The organism is Clostridium sp. HV4-5-A1G (assembly GCF_900184915.1).
GTDB lineage: Bacteria > Bacillota > Clostridia > Clostridiales > Clostridiaceae > Clostridium_B > Clostridium_B aromativorans.
The window spans coordinates 1-22,702 of the sequence record NZ_FXYI02000042.1 but is presented as its reverse complement, the minus strand read 5'-3'; the positions used below and the strand labels follow the sequence as shown (position 1 = coordinate 22,702).

Sequence of the window (22,702 nt, the reverse complement as noted above, 5' to 3'; positions counted from 1 at the left end):
CCCTGGCAGGGAGTGGATGCAATGCCCTGTGCAGTAGCCATTATGGAAGGGTTCCAGACCATTGTCAGCAGATTCAATGATGCCAGGAATCCCATAGTTATAAATGTGGGAACTGTAAAAGCAGGGGAGAGATTCAATGTTGTTCCTGGAAAAGTTCAAATGACTGGAGCAAACAGGGCATTTTCAGATTATTCCAGAAAAATGATACCTAAATGGATGAAAAGAATGATAGACAATGTATGTGATGCCTATGGCTGCAAGGCTGAATTTGAATATAAAAATGGCTGCAGCCCTACGATTAATGAGACTGATTCTACTGAGCTGGTTAAAAAGTCTGTAGTCAAAGTAATAGGAGAAGAAAATGTAATTCAAATACCGCCCGTCATGGGCTCTGAAGATTTTTCAACCTACCTTGAGAAAGTACCTGGGACTTTTATGATACTTGGTGGAGGAAACAAGGAGAAAGGGTGGATGTATTCTCAGCATTCCAATCATTTTATTGTCGATGAAAATTGTCTTGTCGTGGGGTCCTCTGTTTATGCTCAAACAGCCCTGGATTTTTTGAAGAATTGATTGAGTTATTATAAGAACTTTTTCTGGATTATCTACATAAATTAATATATGAAGTGATAATAGGAGGCTTTTTGTGCTTATTTATGTAGTTAAACCGGGGGATTCACTTTGGACAATATCAAATTATTATAATGTTTCAACTGCTCAAATGATCAGCGCTAATGGACTTCAATATCCTAACAGTCTACTTGTTGGACAGTCATTGATAATTCCTGTGGAGGATACTGTTCATGTTGTAAAAACAGGAGAATCCTTATGGCAGATTGCTCAAAACTATGGAATTTCTGTGCAGGCCATTGTAGATGCAAATAGGATAATCAATCCGCAAAATATTTATCCTGGGCTTCAATTATATATTCCTGCAACCAGATATCAGATAAAACAAGGAGAAACTTTAGAGCAGATTGCTGAAAGATACGGTATTTCATTGGAAAGGTTAATGAATACAAACAATATCCAGGATTCATCTCTTATATACCCAGGAGCTGTAATTGTTATTCCAAGGCAAAGACCTTCTATATATGTAAATGGTTATATTTATGATTTTACTGAAAATTCTTCTAATGTTGTAAGAGAAGTGGGAGATTATCTAACCTATTTGAGCCCATTTGCTTACAGAATCAGAGAGGATGGCAGCTTAGAGACCATAGATGATTCTGCACTAATAAATGCTGCCTATGCTGAAAATATAGTTCCCATGATGGCTATAACAAATTTTACAGCCACGGAACTTGGCCATAACCTGGCACATGTGGTTCTGTCCAATGAGAGCATCAGAGAAAATCTTATCACCAATATACTTGATATAATGAGAAATAAGGGGTATTTAGGAGTGAATATTGATTTTGAAAATGTGCTTCCATCAGATAGAGAAAATTACAATACATTTCTTGAACTCACAGTCGAAAGACTTCACAGGGAAAATTTTTTTGTATCCACTGCATTGGCTCCCAAGACGGGGCCAGGACAGCAGGGATTGTTGTATGAAGCCCATGATTATGAGGCTCATGGAAGGATTGTGGATTTTGTTGTACTTATGACTTATGAATGGGGCTACAGGCTTGGACCACCACAGGCTATTTCGCCTTTAAATAGAATAAAACAGGTGCTTGACTATGCAGTCACTGTTATACCGAGAGAAAAAATTTTATTTGGTTTTCAACTCTACGCCAGGGACTGGATTGTTCCTCATCTACCGGGTATGGAGGCGGAGACCTTTAGCATGCAGGAAGCTGTGGCAAGGGCAGTCAGATATCAAGTGGCTATACAATTTGATCCAGTCAGCCAGACACCTTTTTATAACTATATCGATGAACAGGGAAGGCAGCATCAGGTGTGGTTCGAAGATGCAAGAAGTGCCCAGGCAAAATTTGATACGGTTAAGGATTATAGGCTGAGAGGCATTAGTTACTGGGCTCTTGGTTTCCCATTCCCGCAAAATTGGACTTTGCTTCAAGATAATTTTGATATTATAAAACTTTTATAAAATGATTTATTCAAAATGATAAAAAAGAGAAGTACTGCAAAATTACTTTAAAAAGTGGTTTTGCAGTACTTCATCTGGTAAAATGTATGGAGAAGAAAGATTATAAGTTATAAAATAATTAGACAGGTGAATGGAAAAATGATAAAGAGTTTAATCATATTGTGCAGTATAATAAGTGTCTGTGGTGTTGTAGTGGTGATAATTGTATTTATTACATTATTTTCTGGAAAAAAATGAATAATAAGATATCTGTTATATTTCATGCATTTGCCTGGACAAGCAGGGGCTGATCAAGTCAAAAAATTTGCTCAGTCCCTTTTGCCTGTGAGAAAGTTATCATCTAAGCTAATTAATATTGCTACGATTTCTTTTAATCCTATTGTTATAGAGTCTAAAACCTGTTAGACATACTCCTATAATACAAAATAAAGCTGCAGATATATATACATATTTCATCCCGTAGATGAATACATCATCTCTTCCCTTTATATAGTCAATTACTCTGTATCCCATTTTATGACTCATTCTATTGTATAGAAGGAGGGTAGCAAGAGATGTCCCGACAACAAATCCCAAATTTCTCACAAGTGCATTTACGCTGCCTGCAATACCAAGTTTGTCCTTTGATACAGTAGACATAACGAGTACGTTGTTAGGTGACTGGAACATTCCGTTCCCTATAGTCATGATAATTATGTAAATGACTATCATAGTTAAGGGTGAAATTTCACTTATGGTGGATATTAAAAACAATCCTAGGCTGGTAATGGAAAGTCCCAATAATGTGAGCACTTCCGAACCAATTTTATCTGACATATGCCCGCTTAAAGGTGCCACTATAGAAAGTACTATAGGTGATACCATCATAAATAGTCCTGTGGCTGCCGGCGAGAGCTTCATTGTATCCTGAAAATAAAAGGGCAATATTATATTGGAGGCACCTATGGCACAAAACGAAATAAAAGCGCAGATTATGCTTATGGAAAACAGGCTGTTGTGGAAAATGTTTAATTGCAGAAGGGGCAGTTCCGTTTTACTCTCTATAACAATAAATATGATGAAAGTTATAGCAGATATTATGAATGCAGAGATCATAATTGGATTGTTATATCCTGTGCTCTGTCCCTGAACCAAGGCGCCAAATAACAGTACAGTGGATATCATAAACAAAAGAGAACCTTTTCCGTCCAGGCTTTCATCTGTTCTATGAGATTTTGGAAATATCTTAAGACCTATTATAAATACGGCTATTCCTATAGGCACGTTTATCCAGAATATATATTTCCAGCTGAAAGCCGAAACGATAAAACCTCCTAGAGGTGGTCCTGCCATAGAACCTAAGGCCACAAATGTTCCCAATATGCCCAGTGCACTGCCCCGTTCATTGGGAGGAAAAACCTGGGTTATAATTCCCTGGTTGGTAGCCATGGTTGCAGAGGCGCCAACAGCCTGTATGCACCTGGCGGCTATTAAAAATACAAGCGAATTGCTCAAACCACATAGAAAAGAACCAAGGACAAACAGTATTACTCCAAAACTGAATACCCTGGTCTTACCCTTTATATCACCTAGTCTTCCAAAAATTAAAATAGTGGCTGCAATAACTATTAAAAATCCCGTCACAACCCATTCAATGCCTGCCATAGGTGTGTGCAGTTTGGAAGACATATCCGGCAAGGCCACATTTACAATGCTTCCGTCTAAAGTAGACATAAATGTGGCAGAAAGAACGGTGAACAGAATTATCCACCTTCTCTTGTATGTCACTTTGTCAGTATTATTCAAATTTTATTCATCCTTTCACAGCATTTTTCTCTATATATAGTCCCATTATTCAAAACTCGTTTTAAAAATTCTATGGAAATTGCAGTTTCCTGATCATCGGCTCCCTCTACTAAAATATGAATCCATTCCTGTATGATTTCAATGATTTTAGGTATCACGTCTTCTGCTTTATTTGTTATATATAATTTATGGGCCCTTATGTCCTCTTTATTTTCCTCCAACCTTATATAATTCAACCCTATCAGCTTTTTAACAGTTCTGGAACAAAGAGACTTGTCTATATTGAGTTCCCTGCTCAGTTCATTTTGGTTTATGCCTTTACATCTTTTTAGCACGAGCAAATAGGGATATGTACCTGTAGTCAGGTTGAATTTTTTAAGCCTTTTGTCAACATACATTTGTGTACACCTGTATATATTGTTGGTCAATTTAATCAAGACTGATACATTACTGCTGTCCATAATATCTCCTTCCTGTTTCCACAGTATACAATAGCATAATATAGTTGATTAGTCAACTATATATGCTTTCTTTGTCTTAACAAGTTGAAAGTGTTTTAGCTTGTAGTCAAATTTAAAGGAAAATGCATTATAAATGTGTTTGCATGACTAAAATAGGATGATTTGTAAATAAGTGTCTATCTTACTTTTGAAGTTAAGGTTTACATTATTTTTTTCGAAAAAATTTATAAAAAAATATTGACAGGATAATTGTAGCAGTGTATATTAAATATCAATAAATAAATATCAAATGTGATAGATATAGACAATGAATTTTAAAAATAGTTAAAAAATTTCTTATCTAGAGAGACAGAGGGACTGGCCCTATGATGTCCGGCAACCGACATTTTTCATTAGAATGTGTGGTGCCAATTCCAGCAGGTGGAGAACCTGAAAGATGAGAGAATACAAGGATTGAAACTTCCTGCATTTTCTCAGAGGGAAGTTTTTTTATTTTATAAAATTTAGTTTAGCCAAATTAGTCGACTAGATAAACGAGAGACTGATCAAATCAAAAATTTGATCAGTCTCTTTCATTTAATCTCTTGTGCTATTTAATTATTTTAGCATAATCTACAGATAGAAAAACCCCAACATAATGTGTTAACCTTTCATTAAAAATGACCAAATAATTAAGAAAGATAACATATATTATGTCAGAGCTTTTTAAACTCAACATTATTATACCATAGGTATCAAATATTTAAAAGACTTTAAAAATCGAAATAATGAAAGTACATGCTTTAAATTTTAAGAGTACAAGAGATTAAGTTAGGTATAAAAATTATATTATAAAATAGGAGGAATATTGTTATGTCAAACAAAAAATTAAAAAAAATAGATCTTACTCAAAGTACTAGTCCAATTAGAGAAGATCGTCTGGGAACTGTCAAAGCTTTTGCTGGAAAAGTGAGTGATTTAGTAAAAGGTAAGCATGTTGGCGGAGATTTAGCGTGGAGAGAAAACAAATTTCAGCAAACAGCAGGATGTCTTTTAACACAAACTATAGGAAGACTTGTAACTATAAGAGATTCGTCTCTTATTATACATGGACCTGTTGGATGCTCTCAGGGTACAAATGATTATAGAGAGATATATCAAGGTATTCCTGGTAAATATAAACTATGGAAAAAGGATTTTGAACTTCATGCATTGAGTAGCAATCTTACAGAAGGTGATATTGTCTTTGGAGGTGAAAAAAAACTTAGATTAGCTATAAAAGAATCAATTGCAAGATACAATCCTAAGGCGATTATTATTGCATGTTCCTGTGCCTCAGGAGTTATGGGTGATGACATAGATGGTATAGTTGCATCAATTCAGCCAGAAGTTGAGCCTATACTTGTTCCTGTTCATTGTGAAGGTTTTAGATCTCAGATATCCCAAAGTGCTTTTGATGGTTCTTCACATGCTATAGCAAGATATATAGTTCAAAAACCTAAAAAAAGGCAGAAAGATTTGGTGGGTGTAATAGCTCCTATGAGTGTAACACTGGGAGATAAAATTGATCTTGTTAGAATGTTCAACAAAATTGGCTTGAGGGCAAGATTTATTCCAGATTTTGCCACAGTAGACGAATTGAAGGAAATCTCAGAGGCAGCGGTAATTGCACCTACGTGCCAGTCCTATGGAGAATATTTGCAAAGAGCTCTTTATGAAAATTATGATACACCTTATTTCACAGATCCAGCTCCACTTGGAATTGAAAATACTAAGATTTGGTTTAGAAATATAGCTAAGTATACAGGTAAAGAAAAAGAAGTAGAGCAGCTTATTAAAGAGGAACTGGATTTTGTTACACCTAAATTGGAAGAATTAAAAAAATTATTTAAAGGTAAAGAAGCAAGTATTTATGTTTCTGCAGGGCAGGCTAGAGCAGTATTTATTCCAAAATTTGCTACTGAATTGGGTATTGATGTGGCAGCTGTTAATACACTGGAATTGTCTCCTGAGATAGTGGATGAATTTGAAGAGGTATATAAAGAAATTGGTGATTTTGAGATACATGCATCTGATTATCAACCATTTGAGCAAAGTCATTTGCTTAACAGGCTAAAACCAGATCTTTATACAGGTTGTATTTTTATGGGGCTTTATAAAAGAGAGGGTAGCCATGTAAGAAATCATTCATTTCTCTCCGATTTTTCACCGCAGGCAAATCAATTTTTCTTTAGGGGAATTTTGAACTATGGTCATATTTTAAAACGTGCTTTAAATAACCCATCTCTAAATAAAACATTACACAAAAAAACTCCAAGTCCATATAAATCATGGTGGTATGAACAGGATGATATTGAGGCCTACATTAAGCAAAAAGCATATTCTAAAGAAAAATCAATTTAGAGTCTAGCTATATAAAAAATTCAACAGAGAATTAAAAAATTTTAGCCTAAAAATGATATAAATAAATGAAACTGAAATTTAGTAATTTATTTGGGTAATTATACCATTGTTTAATTAGCGGTAGGTGTACAGGGATTGTTACTTAATTAATACAGTATTTTGTATTATTATGTATAACAACTTCCTTGCAATAGCACCTACAGCAATAGAATAGTATTTAACTCTTTTAGTTTTTTATAGAACATTTATTTTTCATAAGGAGGTTTTTGCAATGAGCGAAAAAGCTTTTGAAGCTATTTTACAGCCTGATTTTAATACTAATATTAAGCTCCAAATTGAAAATATTACAAAAAAATTTGTAGTAAAGGATAAGCAAGGCAAAGGTAATTCTACAGTAACTATACTGGATAATATTAACCTTGAAATTATAAAAGGGGAATTTTTTGTTATTGTTGGACCAAGTGGTTGTGGCAAGACCACTTTACTTGATATTTTAGGTGGACTTTCTCAACCAACAGAAGGTACTTTAAGTATTGATGGTGAAATTGCAAGTGGACCAGATTTGAATAGGGGAATAGTTTTTCAGCAGTATACATTGTTTCCATGGCTGACAACTGCTGAGAATGTGGGATTTGTACTAGAAAGTCAAAATGTGAAGAAAAAGGAAAGAGATAAAATTGTAAATAGACTTTTAGCACTGGTAGGACTTTCAGGGTTTGAAGATCATTATCCCCACCAGTTAAGCGGAGGCATGAGACAAAGAGCGGCTATTGCAAGAGCATTGTCCTTTGAACCTGATATACTGCTCATGGATGAACCTTTTGGAGCTTTGGATTCATTTACAAGAGAAATTCTACAAAGAGAGCTTCTTAGAATAAGAAACGAAACAGGCAAGACTATAATATTTATCACTCATAGTATTGATGAGGCAATATTTCTAGCAGATAGAGTGGCAATTATGACAGCAAAACCTGGAACTATAAAGGAAATTGTAAAAATACCATTGTCCCGTCGCTCCAGACTCGAAAATGAAAATATTAGATCTACAAAGGAGTTTGTACAAGCACGTCAAAATTTATGGATGTTAATAAAAGAAGAAGTTTCTAGAAGCCAGAAATTTTTTAAAGGAGAGAGAGGAATAAAATGCAAAAAAAATTTAATTTTTTAAAAATAAATACTAGTAACATTAAAAAAATCAAATTGAGAGTGTTAAATATTTATCAAAGAAGTATTGTTGTTATTGCTTTTTTAGCTACGTGGGAAATTTTGCCTCGATTAAATATAGTTGATCCTTTGTTTATTCCATCTCCATCCACAATAGTGTTGGCCTTCATAGAACTTATTAAGTCAAATGAATTAATAAAATTAATAGTTAGCAGTATGCGAAGAGCAGTGATTGGTTATGGTATAGCAATTGTTTTGGCTATTCCAATGGGGTTCCTTGTAGGGTGGTTTAAAAAGTTTGAAAAATATGTAAACACATTACTTCAAACTTTACGGCAAATAAATACAATGACAATTTTGCCACTTTTTATTTTGCTATTGGGAATAGGAGATATTTCAAAAATAGCTATGATTGCTTTTGGAAGTTTTTGGTCTACTTTTTTGAATACAGTTAGTGGAGTCAAAAGTGTTGATCCACTTTATATAAAATGTGCCAAATCTATAAAACTTTCTAAAAGTAAAATATTTAGAAAAGTAGTTTTACCATCAGCTATACCATTTATTTTTACTGGTTTAAGGTATAGTGCATCTGTATCACTTTTTGTATTAATAACTTCCGAAATGCTCAGTGGTACTGATGGATTGGGATATTCAATTGATAATTGGCGGTTGCTTTTTCAGACCGATAAAATGTGGGTGGGTATTGTTACGGTAGCCTTAATTGGGTTGATTATAAATAATATTTTTGTGTGGCTGGAAAAGAGATTAACAGCTTGGAAATATGTATAACTTTCAATAATATGAGCTAATTATGATATATGGTGAAGGGAGTAATTAATTATGAAAGATATGAAAAAAAGATTTAAATTTTTAATATTACTTAAAATTGTTTCTATTTTTGTGGTAATAATATTTGGTTTAACAGCTTGTGGAACAAGTAATGCAGGAAATTCAACATCGGAGAAAAAATCATCATCGGACAAAGTAGAAAAAGTAACTACTATAAAAATAGCTGGGTATTGGGGAGCAGGAGGTGTTACAATTTATGATCCATTAACAGTTGCACAGAAACTGGGTTATTTTAAACATATTAAAATTGAGTCTACAGGTATACCAACAGGTGCCGATTTACTCGCAGCTCTTACATCTGGACGTATTCAAGCAGGAATGCTTCAATATTCTATGGCTGCAAGTGCAACAGCAAAAGGTGCTAAGTTAAAAGCAGTTGCATCTGCCCATGGTGGTAAAAGTACTTTCAATCTACGTTTTTATGTTCCAAAAGATAGTCCAATTAAAGGTCCTAAAGATTTAAAGGGTAAGTCAATTGGGGGTATTAAGGTTGGTAGTACATGGTATTATGCTCTTACAGATTGGCTAACAAAAGCTGGGCTTTCCATAAATGATGTTAAACTGGTTAATGTAGAAAAGGGAACTACACTTCAGGTATTGGAAAAAAATCAGTTAGCTGGAGCAGGAACCTTTTATGAGTTTGAACAAAATCCTATAGAGGCAACAGGTAAATATCGTGTCTTATTCAGTGCTTATGATCTTTTACCGAAAGGATTGGAACATTGTGGGCTATTTGTTACTCAAAAGTTTATAGATGATAATCCTGAAGCTGTTAAAGAACTTGTTGCTGGTTTTGAAAAAGCAAACACTTGGTTACAGAAAAATCCAGAAAAAGGAAAAGAAGTTCATATTCAGATTGCAAAAGATAGAAAATTAGATCCAACTTTAATAGAAAAGTATTATCCTGTAACTGATATTAGGGCTCATTCGTTAGTTAAAAAAAGTGATGCACAGTATTTTATAGATAAATTAGAGAAATACAAAAATATTCCAAAGGGTAAAGTTAAAGCAACAGATCTGTATACAAATGAATTTAACCCTTATGCAAGTCAAGGTGACAAATAAGTATGAAAGATAATTAAAAACTGATTTACATTATTAGTAAATCCATTAAAAGTATTTTTGAATTAAGTAATAAATTCTATTTTCGTATTTATCTTTTGGAGAGTTAATATTTTTAATATAAAAGGAGAGGATAAGTTTGTCAAATAGTATTCAACAATTAAAATTACAGGAAGTAGAATCTGATAAAAGGGTTTTGGAGAGTCCTAAATATACATGTGCGTTGGGCGGAGCGCTTTCGGTTATTACAAATATCTATAGAGCTATACCTATAATTAATTCAGGAATAGGTTGTGGTATGAATCAGATGATGAGATTCAGAAGAGGGGGAGGACATCAAGGAGTTGGTTACATTGGTGGCTTAAGTGTTCCCTCTACAAATCTTTCCGAAAGAGATATTGTATTTGGAGGAGAAACAAGGCTTAGAGAGGAAATCCGTTCTACAATAGATCTTATTGATGGGGATTTCTATTTTGTGGCAAATGGTTGTATTGCAGGAATGATTGGAGACGATGTGGAAGGAATTGTAAGTGAATTCTCGGATGAACCTACTCCTGTATTATACGTAAATTCAAGCGGATTTATGGGAAACACTTATTTTGGGTATGAGGCGGTTTTTGAGGCTGCTATAAATCAATTGATTGAACCTTTGCCCAAGGAAAAAAGGCTTGTAAATATACTGGGTTTTGTACCCTATCAGGATATATTCTGGAGAGGAAATCTGCGTGAAATAAGAAGACTGCTTAATAAGATTGGGCTTAGAACAAATCAGGTAATAGGAGATTTCAGCGGACTTGAGGGATTGAAAAAACTTTCTGCTGCAGAGTACACCATAGTTGTGTCTCCCTGGGTGGGAAGAAAAACTGCAAAACTTTTGAAAGAAAAGTTTGATATACCTTATATCAATTTTCCCAATATACCTGTAGGACCAAGGGACTCCAGCGAGTTTTTGCGTATTGTAGGTGAAAAACTTGGTATATCAAAGTCGAAAATTGAGGATGCAATTGCTGAAGAGGAAAGAGAAGCATATGAGGATTTGAATATTATAGGGGATACTTGCACAAGGTTTGTAGCAGCTTTGCCTTTTGCTATAGTTTCTGGGTCCGCAATGGCTGTAGGAATTACTAGATTTTTGACGAATGAAGTTAGTTGTACACCTAAATTGGTGATCGTAAATGACGATCCGCCAGCTGATACCCGAGAGAAAATTCTGGAAAGACTTAGAAACCTGGGCGATGAAAGCACTGTAGCCAAAACTGGAGGAATTAGCCCCAAGGTTATTTTTGAGATAGATTCTTATAAAATACATCAATATTTGCGAGATACCTATTTTAGAGTATTGTTTGCGAGTTCCCAGGAGAGATATGAAGCTGAAAGTAAAAAGCAGATACATTTAAGTGTCACATTTCCGGCGGGAAACCGCGTTGTTATAAGAGATACTTACACGGGATATGGCGGAGGAATTTCACTTATAGAAGATTTTTTAAGCAAATTTGTGAGACCGTAATATGATGATGGGAGGGATTAATATATGACAAGAGTTGCTGTAGCTAGTAGCGATGGTATTTTTATAAACGAACATTTTGGGAAGGCGGATAAATTCTTTGTTTATGAAATTCATCGGAATGAAGAATATGAATTCATAGAGACGCGGGAAGTTCATCTCAATGATTCCAAAACTGGAGAGGACAAGTTAAACAAGATTATAAAATTGCTGGGTGATGTAAAATTAATATTGGCCAGCGACATTGGCTCTGGAGCAGTAAGTGTACTTCATGACAGGAATATTGTAGCTATAAGCCTGAGTGGTTCTATAGAAAAGGCGCTTAAATCCTATGCTAAAAGAGGAAGGATACTCGAATATCTTGTGGAAAAGGATACCTTTGGAAGTTCAGCAAATAGAGATGATTGTCCAATTAGGGCAGCAAAGATTCTGGCAAATGTACATCGCTTTGATGATTAAAAAATTGAATCTGACAAATACAGTAATATTAGGAGGAATATTTACATGAGACAAATAGCAATTTACGGCAAGGGCGGAATAGGTAAATCCACTACAACACAGAATTTGACAGCAGGATTGTCCGAACTTGGCAAAAAGGTTATGGTGGTAGGTTGCGATCCCAAAGCGGATTCTACCAGGCTTCTTTTAGGGGGACTTGCACAAAAAACAGTGCTGGATACTCTAAGGCAGGAAGGAGAAGATGTGGAACTAAATTATATTTTAAAGGAAGGATTTAATGGCATAAGGTGTGTTGAGTCAGGAGGACCTGAACCAGGAGTAGGTTGTGCTGGGAGGGGAATAATAACTTCCATAGACATGCTTGAAAGGTTGGGAGCATATACGGATGATCTGGATTATGTATTTTATGATGTACTTGGAGATGTTGTATGCGGCGGATTTGCCATGCCTATTCGTGAGGGAAAGGCCAAAGAAATATACATTGTGGCCAGCGGTGAAATGATGGCACTTTATGCTGCAAACAACATATCCAAAGGGATAAGGAAATATGCCAAAAAAGGTGGAGTGAGACTGGGGGGAATTATCTGCAACAGCAGAAAAGTAACCAATGAAAAAGAATTACTGGAAGCATTTGCAGAGGAGTTGGGTACTCATCTTATTTATTTTGTCCCAAGGGATAATGTGGTGCAGAAGGCAGAAATTCACAAGGAAACTGTAATACAATTTGATTCAAATGCAGATCAGGCTGAAGAGTACAGAGCACTTGCCAGAGCGATAGAAGAAAATAATGATTTTTCTATTCCAAAACCTATGTCTCAGGAAAAACTTGAGAAGATACTTTTAGAACATGGTGTTGTAGAATAAATTATTGTCTGTAAATATAGAAGAAAATGTAATTATGAGGATATTAGTAATAAGAGTCTGAGAGTATACTTAGACTTTTATTACTATATAATAAGTTGTAGAAAAAGGAGTTTTACCGTGGACAAAAGTAAATTGAAATTATTACTTGTGATAGTTTTTATGGTGGAAATTATATTGCTTTTTATTATTTTAAAATATATTCTATATAATGCCCTACCGATGAGCGAAAATATTTTTTTCGTTGTGATTATAATTGTAAGTGTAATTTTGTATAGGGTGATAATGGACTTGATATTTAATTCTTTGAACAAAGAAAGAAAAATATAAATTTATTAAAAGAATTTTTACGTTTATCAGAATGAAACAAAAATATCATTATGAAATAAAAATAATCTCATAATGATATTTTTCTTTATTTTTTTAACTGGTTTAAATAATACAATTTGTCGCTATTTTCATAATGGTAGAGATATAGTACTGTATTGACAAAATTTCTGTATATATTTGTGATTTTGGCATGAGTATTGCTATTTAATTAAAAGGGGTTATCGTAATTTTAAACAATTTTATACTCAGGATGACAATGAGTTTTATATATATGTGGGAAAAAAGATTTTAGATAGGGGGGAATTTGGTGGAGACAATTATTCAAGATTACTGGGACAATAGGGCGGATACATACAGTGAAATGATAGGTGAAGAGATGAATAGTTTCAAAAGGAATAGCTGGAGTGAAATTATTAAAAACAAGGTTGATCTAAAAGGGGATATAAAAGCACTGGATGTGGGAACTGGACCGGGTTTTTTTGCAATTATCATGGCTCAGATGGGATATCAGGTAACTGCAGTTGACGGATCGGAGGCCATGTTTCAGGAAGCTGAAAGAAATGCAGAAGTGGCGGGAGTGAATATAGATTTTATAAGAGGGGATGTGGAAAATCTTGATTTATCTCCGGAAAGTTTTGATTTGATTATCAGCAGAAATGTCACCTGGACATTGAAAAATCCGGTTAGAACCTATGAAAATTGGTTTAAGCTTCTAAGGACTGGAGGAAAGCTTATTGTATTTGATGCAAACTGGTATCTTAGATTATCCTGTTCCAAGCTGCAGGATCAATATGCCAGGGATATGGATACAGCTTTTAAACTGGGCTATGACTGCAAAATCCATGAAAAGCAGATTAAAGTATGTGAAAATATTGCGAGGGATCTTCCGCTGACTTATAAGCTGCGTCCTGCATGGGATGAAGAGGTATTGATAAAGTGCGGGTTTTCAAAGGTTGATCTGGAAAATGATATTTCAGAGAAGATATATACTGAAGAGGAAAAAATGGCCTATAGAACTACGCCTATGTTCAGCATATGTGCATGGAAATTGTAAAATGCAGCCGCTGTATTCGGGGCATTGAGGGAAAGAGGCGGTGAGGTGGATGCGTAAATACATATTTAAAAGATTGTTGTATTTGTTTCCAGTTCTATTTGGAATTACATTTTTAACATTTGCTCTTACATATTTTTCACCGGGTGACCCTGCAGTGCTTATGCTGAATGCCACAGGGGTAACTCCTTCTCCGGAACTTGTAGAGAAAGTGAGGGGTGAATTGGGACTTGACAGACCTTTTCTGCTTCAGTATTTTAGCTGGCTGTCCGGTGTGATTAGAGGAGATTTTGGCATTTCCTACAAGTACAATAAACCGGTGCTGGATTTGATATTTGAAACACTTCCGGCTACTTTTAAACTTGCGGTCGTGTCCATCTTTCTGATGCTGCTGATAGCACTTCCGCTTGGCATTTTATCTGCACTTTATAAAAACAAGCTGGCTGATTATGTAATAAGAACTGTATCATTTTTTGGCATATCCATGCCTGGATTCTGGGTTGGTTTATTGTTAATGTATATATTTTCATTGAAGTTAAAAATTTTACCGGTCATGGGTGACTCAGGATGGACAAGTATTATACTGCCTTCGGTAACTTTGACTATTGCAATGGCATCAAAATATACAAGGCAGCTGAGAGCCTCCATACTCGAGGAAATATCCCAGAATTATGTAGTTGGCGCCAGGTCGAGAGGAATTGGTAAATGGTGCATATTGCTCAAACATGTACTCAAGTGTTCTCTTTTATCAATTATAACTTTGCTGGGCTTGTCTCTTGGATCACTTCTTGGAGGAACAGCTATAGTTGAAACTATTTTTTCCTGGCCAGGAGTGGGGAAACTTGCCGTGGAGGGTATATTTAGCAGGGATTATCCTCTGATACAGGGATATGTGGTGTGGATGACATTGATCTATGTATTTGTCAATCTTGCTGTAGATATTTTATACTATATTTTAGATCCTCGTATCCGATTGGAAAAGGGGGCTTGATATGAAGAGATTTGAAACATTTTTAAAGGATAATAAATTGTTTGTATTTCTCTGTATACTGGCATTGACTTTGATTGCGGCAGCTGTCACAGCACCTTTCCTGGCACCTAATGATCCCTTTAAAACGAATATGGCAGATTCCCTTCGGGGAAGCGGCGGCAGGTTTCCACTGGGTACTGATAATCTTGGCAGGTGTATTTTTTCGAGACTGCTCTATGGAGGTCAGAATTCTCTGAAGATGACTTTCAGCCTTGTTGTATCCGTATTTATAGTTGGCACGGCGGTGGGAACAACAGCGGGGTATTTTGGAGGACTGGCCGATAATATTATAATGAGATTTTCCGATGTTTTTCTCGCTTTTCCTGGAATTATTTTTGCCATTGCCATTGCAGGAGTGCTTGGACCTAGTTCTATTAATACAGTTATAGCTTTGATTGCAGTAAATTGGGTAAAATATGCCAGGGTGAGCCGGAGCCTGGTCATGGCTGTAAAAGAAAAAGAGTATGTTAAATTGGCAAAAATGGGGGGTGCCAGAGAATATCAACTGATCTTGAAATATGTAGCGCCCAATATAATACCATCTCTTGTGGTAATGGCCACTATGGATATAGGCACTATGATGCTTGAAATATCGTCCCTGTCATTTTTGGGACTGGGTCCGCAGCCGCCTACTCCAGAGTGGGGTTATATGCTCAGTGAAGGCAGAAATTATATGCAGACCTCACCAGAGCTTATGATATATCCGGGTATTGCCATATTTATAACCGTCATGATATTTAATTTACTGGGAGATAGTATGAGAGACATACTGGATCCTAAAAAATAACATTGAGGAGGACTTAGTGAAAATGAAAATAAAAAAATATCTAGCAGTTATACTTTCAATGATTTTTTTATGTGCAGGTTTTATAGGGTGTAAAAGTGAGAGTACTGCTGAAAAAAATGACAATGGACAATCAAAAAATATTGTATTTGGAGTAAATCAGTTTCCCAGCAATCTGGATCCGGCAGAAGGATTCAACGGATGGTTTGTTTCCATGTATGGTGTAGGAGAGACACTGGTGAAGCTTGATAAAAATATGAAAATAGAACCACTGCTTGCTGATTCATGGAAAAGAGTGAATGATTTAACCTGGAAGTTTCATATTAAAGATGGAGCTAAGTTTCAAGATGGTACGCCTGTCAACGGTAAAACTGTAAAGGCTTCTCTGGAAAGGTCCCTGAAGTTAAATCCAAGAGCAGAGTCAATATTACTTATAGACTCTATAACAGAAGATGGACAATATGTTAGTATAAAAACAAAAACCCCCTATGAGGCATTTTTGGGAAACATTGCAGATCCGGTTGCCATAATAGTAAATACCGGTGCTGCAAAGGATACATTTACCAAAGCCCCCGTGTGTACAGGACCTTTTAAAGTTAAATCCTATGTTCCGGAGTCAAAGGTGGTGGTGGAAAAGAACAAAAACTATTGGGGAGATGAAGCCAAGATAGACGGGGCAGCTTTCAAATACATCAAAGATGCCAATACCCGGGCAATGGCGCTTCAGTTAGGAGAAATTGATGCGGCACAGAGTATTTCAAGCGACAACATATCCTTATTTGCCGACAAGTCCAAATACAATACAGATAAGATTACCAGTCTGAGAATAATAATGTCCTATGAAAATCTGAACAATGAATTTTTGAAGGATCCTGCAGTCCGCAAAGCCATAGCTCTGGGAGTGAATAGAGAATCCTATGCCAAGGATGTTTTAAAAGGCACTGCTGAAGCTGCAGTTGGACCTTTCCCTAAATCCCTGCCCTTTGGAGAAAACAATCTTACGTCATATAAATATGACAAGGAAGGGGCAGTCAAACTTTTAAACGAGGCTGGATATACGGATACTGACGGAGACGGCATAAGAGAAAAAAACGGTGAAAAGCTGCAATTGAATCTGGCATTTTATACAAGCCGTTCCGAGCTTCCGGTAATTGCACAGGCAATGCAGTCTGAACTTAAGGAAATCGGCATAGCTGTTAAACTGCAGTCCTATGAATCAGTGGCCAATGTGCTTAAAAGCGGCAGCTTCGATCTCTGCTTGTATAGTGTGAATACTGCAACATCGGGAGATCCGCAGTCTTTTCTGGAATTGTATTTCAAGACTGGAGGAAGTGAAAATTATGGTAAATACAGTAATCCTGAAGTGGATTCTCTTATTGATGAGCTAAAAAATGAAAAAGATACTCAAAAAAGAAATGATATTGCCATAGATGTACAGAAAAAATTGCTGGAGGATAATTCCGATATATTTTTAGTTACGCCAATGCTCAATCTGGTAAGTAAAAGTGACGTGAGCGGGCTGACAATGTATCCTGTTGATTATTATCTGCTTAACAGCAGTGTGGATATAAAATGATAGCTAAAAGTGTACTGGATATAAAAAATATATCTATAAAATACGGAGAACAGGCACCTGCAGTTGAAAATGTAAACATGACAGTTAAAAATAAAGAAATAGTTGGAATTGTAGGCGAAAGCGGAAGCGGAAAATCCACGATTATAAGGGCCGTACTTGGACTTTTGCCTGCAGGAGCAGCTGTTTCCTCGGGAAATATAATTTTTGAAAATGAAGATATTCTCAATTATTCTGAAAAAAAATGGAGAGAAATACGGGGAAACAGGATGGCAGTGATATTTCAGGATTCAGGCGGATTTTTGACTCCTGTAAAAAAAGTAGGGAATCAATTTGTAGAAACTATAAGGAGCCATTTTCATATTTCAAAAAAAGAGGCTTTTGATAAAGCTGGTTTCATGATAAAAAAAATGGACATGGTAGATGCAGCTGCTGTAATGAATTCATATCCCTTTCAGCTGAGCGGCGGTATGAAACAGAGGGTTGCCATAGCCATGGCCATGGTTATGAAACCTGAACTTCTTCTGGCGGATGAACCTACCAGCGCTTTGGATGTAACTGTTCAGGCCCAGGTTGTGAAGCAGATGGCTGAACTCAGAAAGAATTTTAATACAAGCATAGTGCTGGTTACCCATAACCTGGGAGTGGCAGCCTATATGTGCGATAAAATAGGAGTAATGAAGGAAGGAAGGCTGGTGGAGTGGGGAACTAAGGATCAGGTGATAAATAATCCCAGAAACAGGTATACTATGGAATTATTATCGGCGGTACCTGAATTGGAGGGATGTGATTTTGGAGGAAAAGAAGCAGCCTATACTGGAGATTGAAAATCTTACAAAACAATTTGAAATGGAGGATAAAAGAAGACTGACTGCAGTGAATGATGTGAGCCTGAAGCTGTATGAAGGGGAGTGCCTGGGTCTGGTTGGAGAAAGCGGCTGCGGTAAAAGCACCCTGGCAGATATGATAGTTCATCTTGAAGAACCTACTTCCGGAAAAATTATTTTCAGAAATCAGGATATTACCAATTTAAGAGGAGAAAAATTGAGGCAGAACAGGAGGAAAATTCAGATGATATTTCAAGATATCTCTGAAACCTTCAATCCCCGGATGAAGGTCCGGGAAACTATAGCTGAGCCTCTTTTGAATTTTAAACTCATAGATAAGCACAGTGCCCGTAAAAAAGCGGCAGAGCTTCTTGAAGCAGTTGGCATGAGTGAAAATTTTGCAGATAGATATCCCCATCAGCTGAGCGGAGGACAGCGGCAGAGAGTGGCAATAGCAAGGGCGGTATCCTTAAAACCTGAAATTATAGTATGTGATGAAGTCACTTCAGCCCTGGATGTTTCCGTACAAAAGCAGGTTCTTTCTCTCCTCGAGGATCTGCAGAGGAAAGAAAAATTGTCCTATATTTTTATCTGTCATGATCTGGCAGTGGTAAAAAATATAAGTCATAGGGTTGTGGTTATGTATCTTGGAAAAATTGTTGAAATTATTGACAGCTGTAAACTCATTTCAAGTGCATGCCATCCTTATACAAAAGCCCTGCTGTCATCCGTGCTGTCTGTTAAAAAAGCTGATAACAGCAGAATAGAAATAATTAAAGGTGAGCCGCCAAGTCCTTATTGTCTACCTCCAGGATGCAGTTTCAGCTCCAGGTGTGAAAGATGCAGTGATGTATGTTTGAAAGAAAAGCCTGAATTAAAAGTAATAGGAAAAAGTCATTTAGTGGCTTGTCACTTATTTGATAAATAATGTATAGGCTGCGTACATATTATGAAGAGTTAATGCCTTATGTATATTATGTGGGAGCAGCTGCAGCGGAAGTTGTTGAAAAATCAAAGGCCATGGCGGAGGTGGTGGATGTTCCCTGTTTGGTACGTTCTCCACATGGCAGCGGGGGTTCCTATAATTATGCAGGCTCCTGTGGTATTCCGAGTATTTTGATTGAGAGAGGATGTACAGGTGTCTGGTCAAAAGAAGAAGTGGAATTGGGAAAAGAAGATGTTAGAAATGTGCTGCGTTATCTTAAAATTCTGGAGGGAAAGATCTCTGGGAAAATCTATAAACCTGTAGATGTAGAAAATGTAATTTACAAAAATGCATCACACACGGGATGCTGGTATCCGACAAAAAGGGCAGGAGATACCTTGAAAAAAGGAGAAATATTAGGCTGGATTAAGGATTATTTTGGAAATGTACTGGAAATATGTGTTGCTGAAGCAGATGGAATTCTGCTCTATCAGGTTGTCAGTTTGTCTATTATCAGGAGTGGCCCCATGGTGGCTTACGGAGAGAATGTAGATTGTGGCCAGATAGATAAATGGTGAAAGAAACAAATATTTCGGAATAGTTATTGCTATGATGTCTTTTTCATGTAAGTATTTATGTTCTTGTTTATGCTGGACCAGGAATGTTTGCAGAACATTACTGTGATATTATTTCGTTTTGATTGTTGTTTTACTATTTCAGCCATATTATGCCCTATGTAGTCTATAAGAACCACAACTATATCCGTATTTGATGGAATTTTTATTTTTCTGTCTCCTTTTTTTCTCCCCGTAACATGTACTATTTTATTAAATCCGTTTTCCCTCAATTTGTTTTTTATTTTTTCAATTCTGTCTCCGCCTACCACTAAAATCCCCATCAGACATACCTCCAATTTTTATTTTGTAATATAAAAAAGCTATTTTCCTTTTATAAGAAAAATAGCTTTTGATAGCAGGTTATAGAATTAGTATTTTTCTTATCTTTCAAAGTGACTTAAAACAGTTTAATTCACTTTGCAGGAATTGACACCGATACATCTAAAAATTGATGCCGGTTGTCGGGTTTCAAAGGGCCAGTCCCTCCACCGCTCTTGATAAGAGAACCTTATTAAGTTATATAAACTTTATTATACTACAATATGATTGATAATGCAAATAAATATTGAAAATAAGTCAGAACCTTTTAAAATTGAATTTTTTCAAAAAGTATTGACTCTGACTCCGCGTCATAGTGCAATATATATGTAGAGATTATTTATATCAACAAAGATTACAGCCGGCAGAGTATTAGACAATAGTGATAGTTCTAAAATCAGATTTTGAGGTGTGGAAATGAGAACAGTAAAACAGGTTTCAGATTTGACGGGAATAAGTGTGCGCGCACTGCATTACTATGATGAGATAGGATTGTTAAAACCAAGTAAAATTACAGAGGCAGGTTACAGGCTTTATGATGACAGGGCTCTTGAAGCTTTACAGCAGATCTTATTTTTTAAGGAGCTTGAATTACCTTTAAAGGAAGTAAAAAAAATCATGACAGAACCAAGCTTTGATAAAATGGAGGCACTAAAAAATCAGAAAAAACTGCTTGTTTTGAAACGCAATAGATTAAACGAATTAATTGGACTTATAAATAAAACGTTGAAGGGAGAAAGCACGATGAGTTTTAAGGAATTTGATATGACCGAATATTATAATGTGTTAGAAGAATTTAAAACAGAAAATAAGACTAAAGTAATTAGGCAGTGGGGAAGCATAGATAAATTTGATGAATTTATTGAAAAAGTTAAAACTAAGGAAAGTGAAATTGCTAAAGACGCTATAAAGCAGTATGGAAGTATAAAAAAATTCACTGAAGCTTTAAAGAAAAATTTAAATAGTGATGCTTTAACTAAAGCAGAACAGATTGATGAGTTTAAGAAAGATTGTCTTTATGACGGGAATCCTAAATTAAAAGAACTATATAAAAAACTTGTATCTGATTTAAGTAAAGATCCTTCTTCGTGGGAAATTCAACGGATTGCTGAAGAAATAACTAATACAGTTAAAAAGGATTATGAAGTTTTTAAAGCTGATATGGGAGATTATTACTGGCACAGTATGGTGCAAATTTATTTGGTATTTCCTAAATGGATAGAAGAAGTTGATAAGAAATATGGAAGCGGTGCGTCTAAATTTATAGGAAAAGCTTTGAAAATTTATTCTGAAAATAATTTGCCTAAAATAGATACATTATATAAAAAGCTTGTATCTGATTTAAGTAGAGATCCTTTTTCAAGAGAGATTCAACAAATTGTTTTTGAAATAGCAAATGAAACCAGGCAAATAAATGAAGCTTTGAAAGTAGATGAAGGAGAAAATTATTTTGGGTATATGGCAGATTTTTATTTATCAAGTCCTGAATTTATAAAAGCAACAGATAAAAGATATGGAAGCGGTGCATCAAAATTTATAGGAAAAGCCCTAAAATTTTATTCTAAAAACAAGTTGAACTAGGGTAAATTTCTATTATATATTTCATTGAAATGTACAAACTATTGTAGAGGAGATGATAATTTTATGTCCAGAAGAAATAAGATATTGGTTCCCGAAGCTAGAATTGGCATGGAGAGATTAAAAATAGAAGCGGCCAGGGAGCTTGCTGAAAAGAACAGAGATCCTAACGCAGTAAATAATTTTTCAGTAGGTGGTCAGATGGTTAAAAAAATGGTTGAAAAATATGAAAAAAAATTAAAGTAATATCAAAAACCCCATCTGAAAAGGATGGGATTTTTTAACTCCATTCAATTTATTTATAAATGTGAATTAAGTTAGCCGGAAAACAATTTTAGCTTTTTAGCTGTCTTCCATTGCTTTCTCAATATTTAAAATAAAATCGCTGGCCTTTATATCTAAACTTTTGCAGATTTTAAAAATGATATTTAAAGTAGGATTTCGTTTCTGACACTCTATCATGCTTATATAAGTCCTATCAATATTACATTTATGAGCAAGATCTTCCTGCGATAATCCACATTTTATTCTGCGGTTTTTTAAAGTTACAGCAAGTGCATTTTCTAATGTCACATAAACCACCTCTTGAATTTAATTTTAAAAAAAATGTTGCAAATTATCAGCATACTATAGTCTACAATAGAGGATTTTTATGCTATAATTTAAAAGTGTTTTGAATTATAAACTTTAATTTGTTATTTATAAGAAAGGCGGTTTGAAATTTACGTGATGGATGATAAGGTAAACGATTTAAGAGAGAGATTACATAAATTGATTGAGGAAAGGGCGGATTATAGGGAAATATTAAAGGCAAGCCAAAAATTAGATAAATACATAAATCAAATCATAAAAAGTACAAGCAGTTAATTATATAAAAAGCAGAGATCTGCCTTTTTTGAGGTATAGGCAGACATTAAATGTACTGGATTCAGCGGCAGGAAGCGGACTTATTAAAAATAATGTTAAAATAGTGAAAGGTCTCATCTCAAAAGGATGGGGCTATATTTCAAATATCAAATTTTAATTAAATCTTAATCAGTTCAATAAGTGTTTCTTTAGAAATTAATATTAGAATTTATATAT

At 35.3% G+C, this 22,702-nt stretch carries 23 protein-coding genes and 2 riboswitches; of the genes, 19 read left to right on the top strand and 4 right to left on the bottom strand.

The window, feature by feature from the left end; translation table 11 throughout:
- Nucleotides 1-573: M20 metallopeptidase family protein (locus J5G60_RS06740; protein ID WP_207876522.1), on the top strand; the 573-nt coding region annotated here is incomplete at its 5' end.
- 73 nt (nucleotides 574-646) lie between these two features.
- Nucleotides 647-2,059, top strand: a complete 1,413-nt coding sequence (locus J5G60_RS06735; protein WP_150357061.1) for a LysM peptidoglycan-binding domain-containing protein — start codon at nucleotides 647-649, stop codon at nucleotides 2,057-2,059.
- Nucleotides 2,060-2,404: 345 nt separating this feature from the next.
- Here J5G60_RS06735 and J5G60_RS06730 read toward each other — a convergent pair whose 3' ends face one another.
- Together J5G60_RS06730 and J5G60_RS06725 are read right to left on the bottom strand one after the other, a co-directional pair.
- Nucleotides 2,405-3,844, bottom strand: coding sequence for an MFS transporter (locus J5G60_RS06730; protein ID WP_150357060.1), 1,440 nt, complete (start codon nucleotides 3,842-3,844; stop codon nucleotides 2,405-2,407).
- Nucleotides 3,841-4,305 carry a MarR family winged helix-turn-helix transcriptional regulator gene (locus J5G60_RS06725; protein WP_150357059.1) on the bottom strand — a complete coding sequence of 155 codons (465 nt, stop codon included), beginning with the start codon at nucleotides 4,303-4,305 and terminating at the stop codon, nucleotides 3,841-3,843. Before J5G60_RS06725 ends, J5G60_RS06730 begins: the two co-directional genes overlap by 4 nt.
- A 333-nt stretch (nucleotides 4,306-4,638) precedes the next feature.
- Nucleotides 4,639-4,748: riboswitch (SAM riboswitch) on the top strand.
- A 409-nt stretch (nucleotides 4,749-5,157) separates the two neighbouring features.
- Here J5G60_RS06725 and J5G60_RS06720 point away from each other — a divergent pair.
- The 14 genes from J5G60_RS06720 to J5G60_RS06655 all read left to right on the top strand — a co-directional run bounded on the left by J5G60_RS06720 (nucleotide 5,158) and on the right by J5G60_RS06655 (nucleotide 19,684).
- Nucleotides 5,158-6,687 (top strand): nitrogenase component 1, encoded by a 1,530-nt coding sequence (locus J5G60_RS06720; protein ID WP_150357058.1) that lies wholly within the window; start codon nucleotides 5,158-5,160, stop codon nucleotides 6,685-6,687.
- Nucleotides 6,688-6,958: 271 nt separating this feature from the next.
- On the top strand, nucleotides 6,959-7,855 hold the full coding sequence (locus J5G60_RS06715; protein ID WP_150357057.1) for an ABC transporter ATP-binding protein: 897 nt from the start codon (nucleotides 6,959-6,961) through the stop codon (nucleotides 7,853-7,855).
- The gene (locus J5G60_RS06710) at nucleotides 7,831-8,640 is read left to right on the top strand and encodes an ABC transporter permease (protein ID WP_150357056.1); all 810 of its coding nucleotides are present in this window, start codon (nucleotides 7,831-7,833) and stop codon (nucleotides 8,638-8,640) included. Before J5G60_RS06715 ends, J5G60_RS06710 begins: the two co-directional genes overlap by 25 nt.
- 51 nt (nucleotides 8,641-8,691) lie before the next feature.
- Nucleotides 8,692-9,765, top strand: a complete 1,074-nt coding sequence (locus J5G60_RS06705; RefSeq protein WP_150357055.1) for an ABC transporter substrate-binding protein — start codon at nucleotides 8,692-8,694, stop codon at nucleotides 9,763-9,765.
- Nucleotides 9,766-9,901: 136 nt separating this feature from the next.
- Nucleotides 9,902-11,269: a nitrogenase component 1 gene (locus J5G60_RS06700; protein WP_190972206.1), complete on the top strand. Its 1,368-nt coding sequence runs from the start codon at nucleotides 9,902-9,904 to the stop codon at nucleotides 11,267-11,269.
- Between the two features lie 24 nt (nucleotides 11,270-11,293).
- Entirely contained in the window at nucleotides 11,294-11,725 is a 432-nt protein-coding gene (locus tag J5G60_RS06695) for a NifB/NifX family molybdenum-iron cluster-binding protein (protein ID WP_150357053.1), read from the top strand.
- Nucleotides 11,726-11,770: 45 nt separating this feature from the next.
- Nucleotides 11,771-12,589, top strand: coding sequence for a nitrogenase iron protein (gene nifH / locus J5G60_RS06690; protein ID WP_150357052.1), 819 nt, complete (start codon nucleotides 11,771-11,773; stop codon nucleotides 12,587-12,589).
- A 634-nt stretch (nucleotides 12,590-13,223) separates the two neighbouring features.
- Complete coding sequence (locus J5G60_RS06685; RefSeq protein ID WP_150357051.1) at nucleotides 13,224-13,970, top strand: class I SAM-dependent methyltransferase; 747 nt, start codon at nucleotides 13,224-13,226, stop codon at nucleotides 13,968-13,970.
- Between the two features lie 49 nt (nucleotides 13,971-14,019).
- Complete coding sequence (gene nikB / locus J5G60_RS06680; protein WP_150357050.1) at nucleotides 14,020-14,958, top strand: nickel ABC transporter permease; 939 nt, start codon at nucleotides 14,020-14,022, stop codon at nucleotides 14,956-14,958.
- Nucleotide 14,959: 1 nt separating this feature from the next.
- Nucleotides 14,960-15,784, top strand: a complete 825-nt coding sequence (gene nikC / locus J5G60_RS06675; protein WP_150357049.1) for a nickel transporter permease — start codon at nucleotides 14,960-14,962, stop codon at nucleotides 15,782-15,784.
- A 22-nt stretch (nucleotides 15,785-15,806) separates the two neighbouring features.
- A complete protein-coding gene (locus tag J5G60_RS06670) occupies nucleotides 15,807-17,357 on the top strand; it encodes an ABC transporter substrate-binding protein (protein ID WP_150357048.1) in 1,551 nt (516 codons plus the stop codon).
- Nucleotides 17,354-18,181, top strand: a complete 828-nt coding sequence (locus tag J5G60_RS06665; protein ID WP_150357047.1) for an ABC transporter ATP-binding protein — start codon at nucleotides 17,354-17,356, stop codon at nucleotides 18,179-18,181. The genes J5G60_RS06670 and J5G60_RS06665 overlap by 4 nt, the downstream gene beginning before the upstream one ends.
- On the top strand, nucleotides 18,147-19,109 hold the full coding sequence (locus J5G60_RS06660) for an ABC transporter ATP-binding protein (protein WP_150357046.1): 963 nt from the start codon (nucleotides 18,147-18,149) through the stop codon (nucleotides 19,107-19,109). The genes J5G60_RS06665 and J5G60_RS06660 overlap by 35 nt, the downstream gene beginning before the upstream one ends.
- A 32-nt stretch (nucleotides 19,110-19,141) precedes the next feature.
- Entirely contained in the window at nucleotides 19,142-19,684 is a 543-nt protein-coding gene (locus J5G60_RS06655; RefSeq protein WP_236035181.1) for a succinylglutamate desuccinylase/aspartoacylase family protein, read from the top strand.
- A gap of 29 nt (nucleotides 19,685-19,713) precedes the next feature.
- Here J5G60_RS06655 and J5G60_RS06650 read toward each other — a convergent pair whose 3' ends face one another.
- Complete coding sequence (locus J5G60_RS06650; RefSeq protein ID WP_150357044.1) at nucleotides 19,714-20,004, bottom strand: DUF2325 domain-containing protein; 291 nt, start codon at nucleotides 20,002-20,004, stop codon at nucleotides 19,714-19,716.
- A 96-nt stretch (nucleotides 20,005-20,100) separates the two neighbouring features.
- Nucleotides 20,101-20,227: riboswitch (SAM riboswitch) on the bottom strand.
- Between the two features lie 231 nt (nucleotides 20,228-20,458).
- Here J5G60_RS06650 and J5G60_RS06645 point away from each other — a divergent pair.
- Together J5G60_RS06645 and J5G60_RS06640 are read left to right on the top strand one after the other, a co-directional pair.
- Nucleotides 20,459-21,622, top strand: a complete 1,164-nt coding sequence (locus J5G60_RS06645; RefSeq protein WP_150357043.1) for a MerR family transcriptional regulator — start codon at nucleotides 20,459-20,461, stop codon at nucleotides 21,620-21,622.
- A 63-nt stretch (nucleotides 21,623-21,685) separates the two neighbouring features.
- Nucleotides 21,686-21,865 carry an alpha/beta-type small acid-soluble spore protein gene (locus tag J5G60_RS06640; protein ID WP_150357042.1) on the top strand — a complete coding sequence of 60 codons (180 nt, stop codon included), beginning with the start codon at nucleotides 21,686-21,688 and terminating at the stop codon, nucleotides 21,863-21,865.
- 96 nt (nucleotides 21,866-21,961) lie between these two features.
- On the opposite strand, the gene J5G60_RS06635 is transcribed toward J5G60_RS06640, so the two are convergent.
- Nucleotides 21,962-22,192 carry a helix-turn-helix domain-containing protein gene (locus J5G60_RS06635; protein WP_150357041.1) on the bottom strand — a complete coding sequence of 77 codons (231 nt, stop codon included), beginning with the start codon at nucleotides 22,190-22,192 and terminating at the stop codon, nucleotides 21,962-21,964.
- A gap of 156 nt (nucleotides 22,193-22,348) precedes the next feature.
- Between J5G60_RS06635 and J5G60_RS06630 the strand changes: the two genes are divergently transcribed.
- Nucleotides 22,349-22,486 (top strand): aspartyl-phosphate phosphatase Spo0E family protein, encoded by a 138-nt coding sequence (locus J5G60_RS06630; RefSeq protein WP_229981497.1) that lies wholly within the window; start codon nucleotides 22,349-22,351, stop codon nucleotides 22,484-22,486.
- Nucleotides 22,487-22,702: the final 216 nt, after the last annotated feature.